The following is a 13678-nucleotide window of genomic DNA, read 5'->3' on the forward strand; positions in this document are numbered from 1 at the left end:
CGGGCGCGCAGGGCTGCGGCCCGGCGAGAATGCGGTGAAGCGGGCGGTCATCGCGTCGGCGGGGGATGCGCCCGAGGTGAGGGCCTGGTGGACGGCGTGGGAGTCTTCGAGCGCGTCGCGGGCGCCGAATCCGGCGGCGGGGGTGATGGCGTGGTCGGCGTCGCCCGGCGCTGCTGACGTGGACGGATTCGGCGCCCGCCAGGAAACGCATCTCGATCCACTCGTTCTCGGTGTCCCGGAGGGCGATGTGCGCGAACTTGTCCGGCACGAAGTCCGCGCCCAGGCGGGCGTTGAGGACGTGCAGCACATTGCGATTGAATTCCGCGGTGACACCGGCGGCATCGTCGTGGGCGGGGAGCAGCACCGCCGGCGGCAGGGGCGGTGCCACGAACCATCGAACCACCGAACCACTGGGCCGCCGGGTCGCCAGACATGGCCGAAGTGCTGAAAACCGCACCGGCGGAATCTATTTCGGCGAAGAACTGCAACGTGGGGGCGCGGTGGGGGTTCGACCGGCTTGGTGGTCATGCCGTACACGACGTTGTCGCCGGGGTGGACGGGGACGTGGGTGGGTTCGATCCGGGGCCGGACCACCGAATCGATGCCGTCGGCCCCGATCAGTAGCTCATCGGTGATGTCGTCGGTGAGTGCTGTCCGGGTTACCTCTCGGCCGTAGTGCATTCCGCGCCGCGGTGAGACGGGAACGCGAGTTCGGCCGAATCGCGGCATGTCAGGGGCTATGTCGCCGGTATTTGCCTGGTTTGTGAAGATCGATGGCTAGATGACTGCGAATCCACTCTTGACAGTAACTGTCATAAAGGGAGATGCTGTCGGTGACGGAAGGAGGTCTGCGGATGTCACTACGGGAGCGGCAACGGCGGCAGATCCGGGCCGAGATTCAGCGGGCGGCGTTCGAGCTGTTCGCGGCGCAGGGATTCGGCGAGGTGACCACCGAGCAGATCGCGGCGGCCGCGGGGGTGTCGGCCAGTACCTATTTCCGGCATGTGCGCAGCAAGGAGGATCTGCTGCTCGATCCCGTGCGTGAGGGCGGGGCCCGGATCGTGACGCTGCTGGAGGAGCGGGACGAGGACGAATCCGCGGATGTGGCGCTGGCGCAAGCGATTCTGACTCGATCCACGAGTTCGACCGCGCAGGACCTGGAGCAGTGGCGGGCGGCGTTCCAGACCGCACCGCATCTGCTGGAGCGGGTCGCGCTGATCACGCCGGAGCATCGGGCGCGTTTGGTGGAGCTGGTCGCGGAGCGGATGGGGCGGGACGCGGGCCAGGACAGCACGCCGGGCCTGCTGGTGCATCTCATGCTGGCGGCGGCGGAGTTCGGATACCTACAGTGGCTGCGGAATTCGGCGCATGCAGAGATGTCGCTGGCGGTGTGCGTCGAGGGTGCGCTCGACGCCGTGACAGGGGAGCGCTGGCGCGGCTGAAAAGCCTTGGCGTGTCAGTGAACAGCTTCGAACAGAACAATCAGGGTGAGGAACAATGCAGGACAACAAGGCGACCGGCCAGAGCTTCGATGTGATCGTGGTGGGATCCGGCGCGGCAGGGATGGCGGCGGCGCTGACCGCCGCGAAGCACGGGCTGACGACGGTGATCGTCGAGAAAGCCGCCCACTGGGGCGGGTCGACGGCGAGATCCGGTGGTGGCGTGTGGATTCCGGGCAACTCGGCACTGCGAGGATCCGCTCCGGCCGATGACCTCGAGGCCGCGCGGGTCTATCTGAAGGACATCATCGGTCCGGGGGTGCCGCCCGAACGCATCGACACCTTCCTCGACCGTGGCGCGGAGGCGTTCGACTTCCTCGCCGCGCATTCGCCGCTGCGGATGCGGTGGGTGCCGGGCTATTCCGACTACTACCCGGAGGCTCCCGGCGGCCGCTCGCACGGCCGATCGGTCGAGCCCACCCCGTACAACGCCACCGGGCTGGGCGCCGAATTGCGCACCCTGGAACCGGATTACGTGCGAGCCCCGAAGAATGTCGTGATCACCCAGGCCGAGTTCCGGCAGCTGCACCTGGGCTTGCGCAACCCGCGCAGCCCGCTGACCGGCGCTCGCGTCGCGGGCCGCTGGCTGGCGGCGACCGTGCTGCGCCGCCGCGTCCTCGCCCGCGGCCAGGCCCTGAGCGCCATGCTGCGCGCGGGTCTGCTGGCGGCGAACGTCCCGCTGTGGCTGGAGACGCCGTTACTCGACCTGCGTACCGAGGACGGCCGGGTCACCGGCGCGGTGGTGCGCCGCGACGGTCGCGAGCTGATGCTCACCGCCCGGCGTGGCGTGATCATCGCGGCGGGCGGTTTCGAGCACAACGAGGCCATGCGCAAGCAGTACCAGCGCGAACCCATCGGCACCGACTGGACCGTCGGCGCGAAGGCCAACACCGGCGACGGCATCCGCGCCGGCGAGAATGCCGGTGGCGCGGTCGAGTTCATGGCCGACGCCTGGTGGGGCCCGTCCATCCCGCTGCCCCGGCTGCCCTGGTTCTGCCTGGCCGAACGCAACCTGCCCGGCAGCATCGTGGTCAACGATCGCGGCGAGCGGTTCATGAACGAGTGCCTGCCCTATGTGGAGGCGACCCATGAGATGTACGGCGGCGAATACGGCCAGGGTGCGGGTCCGGGGGAGAACCTGCCCGCCTGGCTGATCTTCGACCAGCGCTACCGCAACCGCTACCAGTTCGCGGGCGTCCCGCCCCGGCAGTCGCTGCCGGGCCGCTGGTTCAAATCGGGCGCACTGACCCGCGCCGACTCGCTCCCCGAACTCGCCGAGAAGATCGGCATCCCGGTCGAGAACTTCCGCGCCACGGTGACCCGCTTCAATGAATTCGCCACCGTCGGAACCGATCCCGACTTCGGCCGCGGCAACAGCGCCTACGACAACTACTACGGCGACCCGCGCAACCGCCCGAACCCGAACCTCGGCGCGCTGGAGACCGGTCCGTACTACGCCGCCAAGCTGGTCCCCGGTGACCTCGGCACCAAGGGTGGCCTGAGCGCCGACACCGACGGCCGCGTCCTTCGGACGGACGGTTCGGTGGTCGAGGGCCTGTACGCGGCGGGCAATGCCAGCGCCCCGGTCATGGGCCACACCTACGCCGGTCCCGGCGCGACCATCGGCCCCGCCATCGTCTACGGCTACCTCGCCGCCCTGCACGCGGCGGGTAAATAGCCGCCGGGCGGCAGGCCGGCACCGCGCCGCCGTCGAGCGTGAGAACGGCGGCGGCGTGGGGCCGACCGGCCGCGAGCTGTCGCGCTGTCGCGCAACCGAATTCGATCTACACCGTCCACGCGGTGTCGGCGGGTAACACGCGGTGCGGATTCGCGATCCGCCCGACCAATGCCCCGTGAAGGGTTACCGTCGAGAGGGTGTTCGGCATCATCCGGCCCTGCCGTCACCGGCTGGGCGAGGAACTCGGGCGGGCGTGGCTGGCGCAACTGTGCGGCCTGTGCCTGGCCTTGCGGGACGACCACGGTCAGAGCGCCCGCATGGCAACCAATTACGACGGGCTGATCATTTCGGCCCTGGTGGAGGCGCAGTCCACCGCGCCGCCCACTCGCCGAGCGGCCGGGCCCTGCCCGCTGCGCGGCATGCGACGCACGGATGTCGCCACCGGCGACTGTGTCCGGCTGGCCGCCACGGTCTCACTGGTCCTGGCCGCCGCCAAGGTGCGCGATCACGTCGACGACCACGATGGGGTCGCGGGCACGGCCGGATTCCGTCCTGCCGCCCGGCGGATCGCCCAACGCTGGGTCCGTCAGGGTGAATCCACCGGCGCGGGACTGGGTTTCGATACCGGCGTCCTGGTGACGGCGGTGGACCGGCAGACCGAGATCGAGGCCGCCGCCGTGGTGGGGACCCCGTTGCTCACGGTCACCGAACCCACCGAGACCGCCACCGCGTCCGCTTTCGGGCACACCGCGGTCCTGGCGGGCCGCCCCGGTAATGTGGCCGCCCTGACCGAGGTCGGCCGATTGTTCGGCCGCATTGCGCATCTCGTGGACTCGGTCGAGGATCTGACCGATGACGTGGCCCGCGGCAAATGGAATCCGCTGGTGGCAACGGGGACCGATGTCGCCGAGGCGCACCGGTTGTGCACCGATGCCTTGCTGGGCATCGAATTGGCGTTGGCGGAAGTGGAATTCACCGATTCGCGGCTGATTCACACACTGCTGAAACACGAATTGGGTCGCTCGGCGACCCGGACCTTCGGCGGCTCCGCGCCCGCGTGCGCGAATCATGCCGTCGTCGCACCGCAGTCGCGTTGGCGTCGGCGCGGTCCGGACCCGTGGGGCCCGCCGCCGGGCTACGGCGGATACGGCCCGGGGCCCGGCTATTACGGGCGCGCGCCGCGTCGCCGCAGCGGTTGCTGCCTGCCGTGCTGCGAGGGCTGCGTGTGCTGCGGTGAGGGCTGCTGCTGTTGTGGCGAGGGCTGTTGCTGCTGTGAGGAAACCTGCCGCGACTGCTGAGGTCGACGCGGGTCCGGTGAGCCGCCCCCACCGGGTGGGCGGCTCACCGCTCGCGTATCAGTGCGACGAGCCCGAGGAGGAGCCGGTCGGGAGGAAGCCGCCGATGCTGCCGGTGCTGAAGTTCGAGGAGCCGGACACGGTGGTGGTGGTGTCCAGGGTCCAGGTGCCGCAGCCGCTGGTGAAGAAGGCGACATCGGTGGACTTGATCTCGACGGTGGCCTTGCCGCCGACCGCGCCGCCGGCCTCGATGGTGGCGCCGGTGCCGCCAGAGAGGGAGGACAGGCGCGCCCAGGCACACAGCTGGGTCGCGGTCGTGGTCTTATAGACGCCGGGCTGGATGTCGATGCCGACCTTGAAGGTGGAGTCGGAGCCGATGACGGTGGCCAGCGACGCCTCCGCGGTGCCCGCGCCGGCGAGCAGGGCGGCGGCGGTGAGCGCCAGGCCGTTGGCCCAGAGTGCCTTGTTCATGGTGAAATCCTCAGTGTGTGAAACGAGAGCGTTTCGCAGGGTAATGGGTTTCCCATTCGCCGGGAGGGTTTTCCATAACGTGGCGTAAACGGCCATCGGCGAGATCTGGACATCGGCCCCCGCATGCGCCGCGCGCCGCCGATAATGTGTTGTGTGGCAGGGCAATTCGTTCCCATTCCCGATTGGTTCTCGCGTGACAATCAGGACTGCGGCATCGCCGTCGGCGACCTGAACGGCAACGGCCGCCCCGACCTGGTGGTCTTCCTCGTCGACAACCCCGCCGGCCAGAACCAGGGCTACTACCGCATCGGCCGCGACCTCGCCCTGATGGCACCGTCACCGGCGGCTGGACCCCCTGGCAGCAGATCCCGGACTGGTACGGCTGGGAGAACCAGGGCGCCGACATCGGCCTGACCCGCATCGACGGCGAACCGGTCCTGGTGGTGCTGACCGTCGACAATCCCGACGGCCAGAACAGCGGCCGCTTCCGGCTGGCCAAGGGCCTGGCCGCGGACGGCTCGGTCGGGCAGCGGACGCCGTGGCTCGAGGTGCCCGACTGGCAGGGGTTCCTGTCGCAGACGCCGGAACTGTTCGATCCCGAGAAGCTGACCTGGTCGAAACTGCCGGTGCCCGGGCCGATCCCGATGTACGCGCATCTGGTGCTGCTCGCCGACGGCCGGATCTTCTACACCGGCGGGCAATACGGCACCAATAACGGGATGCGGCCCTCGATCTGGGATCCCGTGCTCGGTTCGGTCATCGAGGTGCCCGGCCTCTACGATCCCGAATCCCGCAGCCAATCCACCAGCGTGCTGCTGCCGCCCGCGCAGGCGCAGCGGGTCATGATCCTCGGCGGCGGCGCCGTCGACGCGCACGGCCCCGGAATGGCATTGTCCGACACACGCATCGCCGACTTGAGCGCCGCCGTACCCGCCTACCAGGCGGCCTCGCCCATGACCTACGCCCGCATGCACGTCTGCGTGGTGGTGCTGCCGGACCGCACCGTGCTGGCCACGGGCGGTTCGGCGATGGAGGAGATGGCCGACGCGGTCCCGCCCAGCGGGGAGATCTACGACCCGATCGCGGAAACCTGGACCCCGACCGCCCCGCAGCGGGTGGCGCGGCTGTACCACTCGGTGGCGCTACTGACTCCCGACGGCAAAGTGGTGACGGCCGGATCGAATCCGCGGCGCAAGACCGAGGAATTGCGCATCGAAGTGTTCTGGCCGCCCTACCTGTTCCGAGGCGCTCGACCGGAATTCGAGATGATCTCGGGCACAGTGGAATACGGTGCGACTCTGACACTGACCACGTCGGCCGCCGTCCGCGAGGTGAGCATCATGCATCCCACCTCGTGCACCCACTCCTGCGACAACAATCAGCGCCTGATCGATCTGCCGATCACCGCGACCGCGGCCGGCGCGGTCTCGGTGGCCATGCCCTCGAATCCGGCGTTGGCTCCGCCCGGCTGGTACCTCGTGGTGGTCGTGGACACCGGCGGGGTTCCCTCGGTCGGCCAATGGCTGCAACTGGGGGTGGCCGCGCCTTCGCCCGTGTGACCGCGAACGGGCGCCGCCGGCACTACCGTGGAAGCATGACCGCGGAGTACGAGTACCTGCTCGTCAAAACCGATGGTGACACCGTCACCATCACCATGAATCGGCCCGATCGGCGTAATGCGCTGTCCGCCGATCATCTGTCCGAGCTGCTGGCGGCGTTCCGTGCGGCGGGGGAGACCGACGCGTCCGGCATCGTGCTGGCCGCGGCCGGGCCCGTATTCAGCGCGGGCCACGATTTCGCGGATGTCGCGGCGCGGGACCTGCTCGGCGTTCGCGATCTGCTCACCTTGTGCCAGTCGGTCATGACCACCCTGGAAGAGGTTCCGCAGGTGGTGATCGCGCGGGTGCAGGGCCTGGCCACCGCGGCTGGTTGTCAGCTTGTCGCCTCCTGCGACCTGGCCGTCGCCGCCGATTCCGCGGGCTTCGCGCTGCCCGGCGGCAAGGGCGGCTGGTTCTGCCACACCCCGGCGGTTCCCGTCGCGCGGTCCATCGGCCGAAAGCGCTTGATGGAACTGGCTCTGACCGGCGATGTGATCGATGCTCGTACGGCGGTCGACTGGGGTTTGATCAATTACGCGGTACCGGCCGCCGACCTCGACGCCGCCGTCGCGGACCTGCTCGGCCGGGCCACGCGGGGGAGTCGCGTCAGCAAGGCGCTGGGCAAACGCACCCTCTACGCGCAGCTCGACCGCCCCGAGACGGACGCGTACACGCTCGCGCGCGAAGTCATGGCCGCCGCCTCCCAATTGCCCGGCGCGAGTGAGGGAATGGCCGCCTTCCTGGAGAAGCGCTCGCCTGTCTGGCCCGATTGACGGAAGCAGGCTGACCATCGAGCCCGGTTGCGTCTCGATCGATCCAGATCAGACATATCCAAGTCTGTAGATATTGCGATCTAAACATGAGTTGGGGGAAATGTCGCAGCTGCCGCGAGTCCCGGCGTGGGGTTCCATGGGCAACCGCGGCTACGAGGATGCGGCCGAGCCGAATCGGGCTGCGAACGCGGCGCGGTTGGCCGAGACGGGAGAGCGGTCCCAGACCGCGAAGACGACCCGCTCGAAGGCGGCGCCGTGCGCACGCAGCGCGAGGTCGAACGCTTCGGCGACCTCGTTCGGGTCATTGCGGAACACGCCGCAACCCCAGGCGCCGAGCACCAGTTCGCGCACCCCGTGGTGGGCGGCGACGGTCAGTACTCGGGTGGCGCGTTCGGCGAGGAGGCCCCGCACATCGACCGGGTGACCCGAACGGTCCGCGAGCGCACCGGCATTCGGGGCGGGTGAGGTCAGGAAAGAGGTCGTGAACGGGTGCGGGTCGAGTTCGCCGCGGTCGTCCCGGATGACCGGGACCTCGGGTGCGTAGATGACGCGATGGGTGTAGCCCGGGTCGTCGGAGGCGCGGTGGGCCTCGTAGTAGCGGGGTGTCTCGAGCAGGCATCGGTAGAGCAGTGCGCTGCGGCAGAGATCCTCTTCCTGAGCGCGGGCGCCACGAATGTAGCCGCCGCCGGGGTTGCGAGCGGACGCGAAGTTGAGCACCGCCAGGCGTTTTCCGCCCTCGGCGTGGAGGCGGCGCGCGGCCTGGACACTGCCTTCGCCGGTGACCTCGGGGCGTCCGGTGAAGGGGCCGGTGACCGGTGCGTTGAGGTCTTCCTCGGGCTCGTGGCAGACGGTCCCGGCGCGGGCCGCGGTCAGCGGGGCGCTGATGTCGACGAGGGTCCCGTCGCTGGTGTGGTAGGTGCCGAGAGCGGCGATCTGCTCGTTCTCGGTGGCGATTTGTTTTGGGCTGGTGGTCATTTCGCCGACTCTACGGGCCGGTTCGGGAACCGTCCTCCGAATTTTAGTCACTGACACCAATACTGGTCGATGCGGTGGGAGAACCGGAATTGTCGGGCCCGCCGCCTACGATGTGGCCATGACCGGCTCCCAGCGTTTGCGGATCGTCCCGTCGCAGTTCGCGGTGGATCATCTGCCGAATTCGACGTTTCCGGAGGACGACGAGTGGATCGCGCTGGTGCGAGCGCCGGAGGGGCTCACGGTGATTCGGGAGGCGCCGGCGTGGGCCGAGGGGGAGACCTGGAAGGGCTTCTACGGCATCGACGCCGGGAGTCTGAACTCGCCCGGCACGCTGGCCGCGCTGATCGGGCCGTTGGCGGAATCGTCGATCCCGGTGTTCGTCGCTTCGACCTTCCATGCCGATCTCATCCTGGTTCCGGCGCATCGGCTGGAGGAGGCGTCGGCGGCCCTGCGGGACGCGGGGCACCGCTTGGCGGACTGAGGCCGCTCCGGGCGCGGCTCGGCGGACCCGGGCAACGCCACGTGTTGTGAGGCCGGGCCGCCCACATTACTGTCTACGTACGTAGAACGTATGAATGGCGCGCCGAGGTGAGGAGACGTCGGACGTGAGTGCACGAGGCTTCGGCGATCTGGAAACCGTCATCATCGAACGGATCTGGGATCGCCCCGGGAAGACGACGGTTCGCGAGCTGTTCGACGAGCTGGCCGCCGAGCGTGACATCGCGTACACCACCGTCATGTCCACCATGGACAACCTGCACCGCAAGGGCTGGCTGGAGCGTGAGCGGGTCGGCAAGGCCTACCGCTATTGGGCCAGTCTCAGCCGCGAGGAGTACAGCGCGCGGCTCATGCGCGAGGCGCTGGGCAGTGGTGGCCGTTCGGAGTTGGTGCTCGCGCATTTCGTGGAGCAGATGAGCGCCGAGGAGTCCGAGGGGCTACGCGCGGCGCTGCGGAAGTTCACGCGCGGCAAGCGCTGATCGCCGGGGGCCGGTGGCCCTTCCTGTCGTAGGCGCGGCGCGAGTTCGGCGTGTCGGGCGTTTCGATGGCGCGAACCCCATGCGTGTCCTGTCTTTTTGCTTCGTATTCGCCTCGCGCGGACGTGAACCCGGTCACGGGGTTGCTACGAACTACGTACGTAGATAGTAGATTGTTTCGGGAGCGTGTCAACCAGGTTCCGGCGCGATGACCTCGCACGGCGCCCCGACCGCTCTACCGGTGAAAGTGACGGCGGAACAGCGAATTCGGGCAGGAGGTGGCGGCGTGAGCCGTGGCAGCGGTTCGGGCCGTTTCCTGTGGGGACTGCTGTTCGCCGTGCTGGTACTGGTCGCCGCGATCACCGACTGCGCCGCCGGGGCGGGCGCCGACCATGCGCCCGGATTGAGCCATGCCCAGACCGTCGGAGTCTCCGACGAGCCGCTGGGCGGCGAATCCGCACACTGTGACCCGCATGTCGAGCACGCCATCCGGTCGGCGTCACCCGGCGAGGAGCATGTTCCGGAGTTCACCGCCGAGCGGATCGCGGTCGAGGTCGGTCTCGCGAACCAAGGCGTCGCCACCGCCGTCCACGGTGTGCGCGGACCGCCGGGAGGTGCGGTCGGCGGCCGATTACTGCTGACGCGCTTGTGTATCGCCCGACGCTGATCGGTCAGCGGCAGGCCGGGGCCCATCGCCCGCGGCCGGAGTCCGTTGCCGTGCACGTCATTCCGCCCACTGTGGCGGTCCGATACCGAAAGCGACAGTCATGGACCGAGGTCTGCTCGACGAATTCGACATGCTCACCACCAGTTCCGGCTTGCCCGTACTGGCCCGCGAACCGCGCGCCCTGGTCGGCAATACGCCGGTGTTGTGGGTGGGCGAACCCTTCGCGCCGGCGGGGCGTGGCTTCTGGGCCAAACTCGAAGGCCGCAATCCGGGCGGCATGAAGGACCGGCCCGCATTGCACATGGTGCGTCGCGCCCGCGAGCGCGGCGAGCTCGCACCCGGCGCGCGCATCATCGAATCATCCAGTGGCACTCTGGGTCTGGGGTTGGCCCTGGCCGGACTGGTATACGGGCACCCTGTGACGGTGGTGACCGATCCCGGTCTGGAACCCATGGTCGCCCAGCTGCTCGCGGCTTACGGTGCGCGGGTGGAGCTGGTGCGGGAACCGCATCCGGAGGGCGGCTGGCAGCAGGCGCGCCGTGATCGCGTCGCCGAACTGCTGGCGGCGGAGCCGGGTTCCTGGTGCCCGGACCAGTACAGCAACCCCGACAACGTGGACGCCTACGAGTCCCTCGCGCGGGAGCTGATCGAGCAGTTGGGCGGCGTGGACGTGCTGGTGTGCGCCGTCGGGACCGGCGGCCACTCCGCCGGCATCGCGCGCGCCCTGCGCCGCACCGATCCCGCGCTGTCGTTGATCGGGGTGGACACCGTGGCCTCCACCATCTTCGGTCAGCAGGCCGGTCCCCGCCTCATGCGCGGTCTCGGTTCGAGCATCCATCCGCGCAATGTCGACTACGGTGCCTTCACCGAAATCCATTGGGTCGCACCGGCCGAGTCGGTCTGGGCCTGCCGCACCCTGGCTTCGGGCTACCTGTCCAGTGGCGGCTGGAGCGTCGGCGCGGTCGCGCTGGTCGCCGGGTGGGCGGCCCGCACCCATCCTGAGGGCACCCGCATCGCCGCCGTCTTCCCGGATGGCCCGCACCGCTACTTCGACACCGTCTACAACGACTCCTATTGCGCCGCACACGGTCTGCTGGACGCGGGCCAACCGGCGGCCCCCGATGTTATCGCCCATCCCCGCGAGCGGCAGGTCGAGCGATGGACCCGCTGCACGACCGTCATCGACCCCCGCGCACCCGAGCACCCGCGTGGGGCGACCCCGGGGCCGCTGTCGTGAGCGTCCTGGCGAAGTTCCGCGGGTTCGACCGGGCGGCCCAGCTGCTCATGGTCAACCAGTTCGGCATCAATCTCGGCTTCTACATGCTCATGCCCTATCTGGCCGGATACCTGTCCGGGCCCCTCGGCTTGGCGGCGTGGGCGGTCGGGCTGGTGCTGGGCGTGCGTAACTTCTCGCAGCAGGGCATGTTCCTGGTGGGCGGCACGCTGGCGGATCGGCTGGGGTACAAGCCGCTGATCGTGGCCGGATGTCTGTTGCGGACCGCGGGTTTCGCGCTGCTGGCGTTCGCCTCGGATCTGCCGAGCCTGATCATCGCCTCGGCGGCGACGGGTTTCGCGGGCGCGCTGTTCAATCCGGCGGTGCGCGCTTATCTCGCGGCCGAGGCGGGGGAGCGGCGGGTGGAGGCGTTCGCGGTGTTCAACGTCTTCTACCAGGCCGGGACCCTGGCGGGGCCGCTGGTCGGATTGGCGTTGCTGGCGTTGGATTTCCGGGTGACGGCGGCCGCGGCGGCGGTGGTGTTCGCGGCGCTCACCGTCGCCCAGTTGTTCGCGTTGCCCGCGCGCCGCGCGGCCGAGCCCGTCGTACGGACCTCGGTGCTCGAGGATTGGCGCACGGTGGTGGCGAATCGCCGGTTCGTGGCGTTCGCGGTGACCATGATCGGCTCGTATGTGCTCTCGTTCCAGGTGTATCTGGCGCTGCCTTTGCAGGCGGAATATCTGGCGGGCGACCGGGCGCAGGCGGTCACCTCGGCGTTGTTCGTGATCTCCGGTGTCGTCGCGGTGGCGGGGCAGCTGCGCATCACGGCCTGGTTTCGTGGCCGGTGGGGGACCGGGCGCGGTCTGGTGGTGGGGGTGGCGCTGCTGGCGGTGGCGTTCCTGCCCTTGGCGATCGTTCCGTCGGGCGGGATCTTCGGGGACACGGTGGCGCTCGGGGCGCTGCTGCTGGCGGCGGCGGTGCTGGCGGTGGGGACGGCGGCGGTGTTCCCGTTCGAGATGGACACCGTGGTGTCACTGTCGGGAAATCGGCTGGTGGCGACGCATTACGGCTTCTACAACACCGTGGTGGGCATCGGAATCCTGATCGGCAACCTGGCCACGGGCGCGTTGCTGGGCGCGGCGCACGCCGCGGGCGCGGAGTGGGCGGTCTGGCTGGGACTGGTGGTGATCGGCGCGATCGCGGCCGTGGCGCTGGCGGTGCTGGACCGTTCGGGTCGCGAGCCCGCGCGCGGCGGGCGGCATCGCAAACGCCCGTCGCAGGGGATGTCCCCGCCCGGCCGGGTGATCGACTACCCGACCCAGCCGCTGCCGGCGCGGCGCTGATATCGCCGACGGTCAGGTCAGGCAGACCTCGATGCCGATGGTGGCCGCGATGAGCGCGGCCACCGGAATGAGCATGGCGGTCAGGGTCGCGGCCACGGCCGCGGTGCGCGAGTGGGACCGGGCCACATCGGCCGGTTCGGACAGTCGCCGCACGCGGGAGCGCAGCACCGCGTGGGTGGTCTCGGACTGTTCGGGCAGCGCGGCCATGGTGAGCAGGGCTTGCAGGACCGTGTCGCGGCCGTGGATGCGCGCGGCCGCGTCGTCGGCCAGCATTTCCAGCAGGCGCGCCACCTCGGCCGCGCCGGTGGTGAACAGGTCGACCCGCGGCAGTACGGTGGCCAGGCCGCGGGTCAGGGTGAGCAGCAGGTGGTGGCGTCCGGTCAGGTGGGCGCGCTCATGGGACAGCACCGCTTCGAGGTGGTGGTCGTCGAGGGCGGTGAGCACGCCGCGGCTGACCACGATCGTATGGGGTTTGCCCGCAACGCAATACGCGGCGGGATGATCCACGTCGAGGATCACGGCGTCCAGTTCGGGGTGGTGGCGTCCGGCCAGGCGGGCCAGGCGCGCGTGCTCGAGTGTGCTGCGGTGCGATCGCCACAGTGTGGTTGCGAGCCGGAACGCGACCACCAGGCCCGCGAGGGCCGCGAAGAAGGACAGGATCAGCAGGCCGGTCTGCAGGTGCCGTCCGTAGTGGCCGACCGCCGCGTCGTGCAGGTGTAGGAGACAGGTGTCGAGGAAGCGGGCCGGCAGCACCGAGATCTTATGGGTGCCGATGTCGACCACGATGATGGTCACCGTCACCGCCCATGCCAGCAGGGTCGAGATCATCACCGCCACCCACGCCGCGACCGCGATGCGCGGTGCGGCCCCCGACGCGCTGATCCGCCGTAGCACCCGGGGCGCGAGCACCGCGACCGCGAACCCGTACAGCAAAAGACAGACGGCGACACTCATCGGCCCACCCGCGATCGCGCGGCCCGCATCCGATCTCCTCCCGTGGAATCCGCCCGAGTGTAGGGGGCAAAACTGAGGACAGCCTTACTGTCGTGCGCGAGTTTGCGAATCGTGTGCGGGTCGCCACGTGCCCCTTGCGGGCGGCCCCGCGTCTACGGTATTACGTATCTACGTAGTTGATACGTAGATGGGCTTGGTGTCGTCCTCCGACGGCACCGGGACGCCGACCGGAACCGGC

15 protein-coding genes and 1 pseudogene are annotated in these 13678 nt (G+C 69.5%); 12 read left to right on the forward strand and 4 right to left on the reverse strand.

Going from position 1 to position 13678, the window contains the following annotated elements; translation table 11 throughout:
* Positions 1–187 precede the first annotated feature (187 nt).
* A pseudogene (locus tag ACFYTS_RS28085) lies at positions 188–376 on the reverse strand (L-histidine N(alpha)-methyltransferase); the annotation flags it as partial.
* A 56-nt stretch (positions 377–432) separates the two neighbouring features.
* Here ACFYTS_RS28085 and ACFYTS_RS28090 point away from each other — a divergent pair.
* From ACFYTS_RS28090 to ACFYTS_RS28105, 4 genes are all read left to right on the forward strand, one after another.
* Positions 433–624: a hypothetical protein gene (locus tag ACFYTS_RS28090; RefSeq protein WP_387308416.1), complete on the forward strand. Its 192-nt coding sequence runs from the start codon at positions 433–435 to the stop codon at positions 622–624.
* A 230-nt stretch (positions 625–854) separates the two neighbouring features.
* Positions 855–1442: a TetR/AcrR family transcriptional regulator gene (locus tag ACFYTS_RS28095; RefSeq protein WP_357286245.1), complete on the forward strand. Its 588-nt coding sequence runs from the start codon at positions 855–857 to the stop codon at positions 1440–1442.
* A 55-nt stretch (positions 1443–1497) separates the two neighbouring features.
* On the forward strand, positions 1498–3177 hold the full coding sequence (gene kstD / locus ACFYTS_RS28100; protein ID WP_387308418.1) for a 3-oxosteroid 1-dehydrogenase: 1680 nt from the start codon (positions 1498–1500) through the stop codon (positions 3175–3177).
* Positions 3178–3374: 197 nt separating this feature from the next.
* Positions 3375–4475 carry a DUF5685 family protein gene (locus ACFYTS_RS28105; RefSeq protein ID WP_387308420.1) on the forward strand — a complete coding sequence of 367 codons (1101 nt, stop codon included), beginning with the start codon at positions 3375–3377 and terminating at the stop codon, positions 4473–4475.
* A gap of 57 nt (positions 4476–4532) precedes the next feature.
* Here the strand turns inward: ACFYTS_RS28105 and ACFYTS_RS28110 are convergent, their stop codons facing one another.
* Positions 4533–4943 carry a hypothetical protein gene (locus ACFYTS_RS28110; protein ID WP_387308422.1) on the reverse strand — a complete coding sequence of 137 codons (411 nt, stop codon included), beginning with the start codon at positions 4941–4943 and terminating at the stop codon, positions 4533–4535.
* 153 nt (positions 4944–5096) lie between these two features.
* Here ACFYTS_RS28110 and ACFYTS_RS28115 point away from each other — a divergent pair, with 153 nt between their 5' ends.
* Genes ACFYTS_RS28115 through ACFYTS_RS28125 form a run of 3 tightly spaced genes read left to right on the forward strand, consistent with a single transcriptional unit; the run spans position 5097 to position 7314 of the window.
* Positions 5097–5357, forward strand: a complete 261-nt coding sequence (locus ACFYTS_RS28115; RefSeq protein ID WP_387308424.1) for an FG-GAP repeat domain-containing protein — start codon at positions 5097–5099, stop codon at positions 5355–5357.
* 26 nt (positions 5358–5383) lie between these two features.
* Complete coding sequence (locus ACFYTS_RS28120) at positions 5384–6502, forward strand: galactose oxidase-like domain-containing protein (protein ID WP_387308426.1); 1119 nt, start codon at positions 5384–5386, stop codon at positions 6500–6502.
* 35 nt (positions 6503–6537) lie between these two features.
* Positions 6538–7314, forward strand: a complete 777-nt coding sequence (locus tag ACFYTS_RS28125) for an enoyl-CoA hydratase-related protein (protein ID WP_387308428.1) — start codon at positions 6538–6540, stop codon at positions 7312–7314.
* 150 nt (positions 7315–7464) lie between these two features.
* Here the strand turns inward: ACFYTS_RS28125 and ACFYTS_RS28130 are convergent, their stop codons facing one another.
* Positions 7465–8289, reverse strand: a complete 825-nt coding sequence (locus tag ACFYTS_RS28130) for a TIGR02452 family protein (protein ID WP_387308430.1) — start codon at positions 8287–8289, stop codon at positions 7465–7467.
* 118 nt (positions 8290–8407) lie between these two features.
* Between ACFYTS_RS28130 and ACFYTS_RS28135 the strand changes: the two genes are divergently transcribed.
* The 5 genes from ACFYTS_RS28135 to ACFYTS_RS28155 all read left to right on the forward strand — a co-directional run bounded on the left by ACFYTS_RS28135 (position 8408) and on the right by ACFYTS_RS28155 (position 12486).
* Positions 8408–8770: an ACT domain-containing protein gene (locus tag ACFYTS_RS28135; protein WP_357286259.1), complete on the forward strand. Its 363-nt coding sequence runs from the start codon at positions 8408–8410 to the stop codon at positions 8768–8770.
* A 124-nt stretch (positions 8771–8894) separates the two neighbouring features.
* Complete coding sequence (locus ACFYTS_RS28140) at positions 8895–9266, forward strand: BlaI/MecI/CopY family transcriptional regulator (protein WP_357083165.1); 372 nt, start codon at positions 8895–8897, stop codon at positions 9264–9266.
* Positions 9267–9549: 283 nt separating this feature from the next.
* On the forward strand, positions 9550–9930 hold the full coding sequence (locus ACFYTS_RS28145) for a hypothetical protein (protein WP_357286261.1): 381 nt from the start codon (positions 9550–9552) through the stop codon (positions 9928–9930).
* A 100-nt stretch (positions 9931–10030) separates the two neighbouring features.
* Positions 10031–11167, forward strand: a complete 1137-nt coding sequence (locus tag ACFYTS_RS28150) for a PLP-dependent cysteine synthase family protein (protein WP_387308434.1) — start codon at positions 10031–10033, stop codon at positions 11165–11167.
* Positions 11168–11214: 47 nt separating this feature from the next.
* A complete protein-coding gene (locus ACFYTS_RS28155; RefSeq protein WP_387308637.1) occupies positions 11215–12486 on the forward strand; it encodes an MFS transporter in 1272 nt (423 codons plus the stop codon).
* A 12-nt stretch (positions 12487–12498) separates the two neighbouring features.
* On the opposite strand, the gene ACFYTS_RS28160 is transcribed toward ACFYTS_RS28155, so the two are convergent.
* Positions 12499–13440 (reverse strand): M56 family metallopeptidase, encoded by a 942-nt coding sequence (locus ACFYTS_RS28160; RefSeq protein ID WP_357286264.1) that lies wholly within the window; start codon positions 13438–13440, stop codon positions 12499–12501.
* Positions 13441–13678: the final 238 nt, after the last annotated feature.

Origin of the sequence: Nocardia sp. NPDC004151 (assembly GCF_042874235.1) — a bacterium.
Taxonomy (GTDB): Bacteria; Actinomycetota; Actinomycetes; order Mycobacteriales; family Mycobacteriaceae; genus Nocardia.

Excerpts from the sequence above, each read along its gene's own strand:
- ACFYTS_RS28160 (WP_357286264.1), bottom strand. The coding sequence starts at position 13,440 with ATGAGTGTCGCCGTCTGTCTTTTGCTGTACGGGTTCGCGGTCGCGGTG.
- ACFYTS_RS28130 (WP_387308430.1), bottom strand. The coding sequence starts at position 8,289 with ATGACCACCAGCCCAAAACAAATCGCCACCGAGAACGAGCAGATCGCC.
- ACFYTS_RS28150 (WP_387308434.1), top strand. The coding sequence starts at position 10,031 with ATGGACCGAGGTCTGCTCGACGAATTCGACATGCTCACCACCAGTTCC.
- ACFYTS_RS28095 (WP_357286245.1), top strand. The coding sequence starts at position 855 with ATGTCACTACGGGAGCGGCAACGGCGGCAGATCCGGGCCGAGATTCAG.
- ACFYTS_RS28155 (WP_387308637.1), top strand. The coding sequence starts at position 11,215 with ATGGTCAACCAGTTCGGCATCAATCTCGGCTTCTACATGCTCATGCCC.
- ACFYTS_RS28110 (WP_387308422.1), bottom strand. The coding sequence starts at position 4,943 with ATGAACAAGGCACTCTGGGCCAACGGCCTGGCGCTCACCGCCGCCGCC.
- kstD (WP_387308418.1), top strand. The coding sequence starts at position 1,498 with ATGCAGGACAACAAGGCGACCGGCCAGAGCTTCGATGTGATCGTGGTG.
- ACFYTS_RS28090 (WP_387308416.1), top strand. The coding sequence starts at position 433 with ATGGCCGAAGTGCTGAAAACCGCACCGGCGGAATCTATTTCGGCGAAG.
- ACFYTS_RS28125 (WP_387308428.1), top strand. The coding sequence starts at position 6,538 with ATGACCGCGGAGTACGAGTACCTGCTCGTCAAAACCGATGGTGACACC.
- ACFYTS_RS28135 (WP_357286259.1), top strand. The coding sequence starts at position 8,408 with ATGACCGGCTCCCAGCGTTTGCGGATCGTCCCGTCGCAGTTCGCGGTG.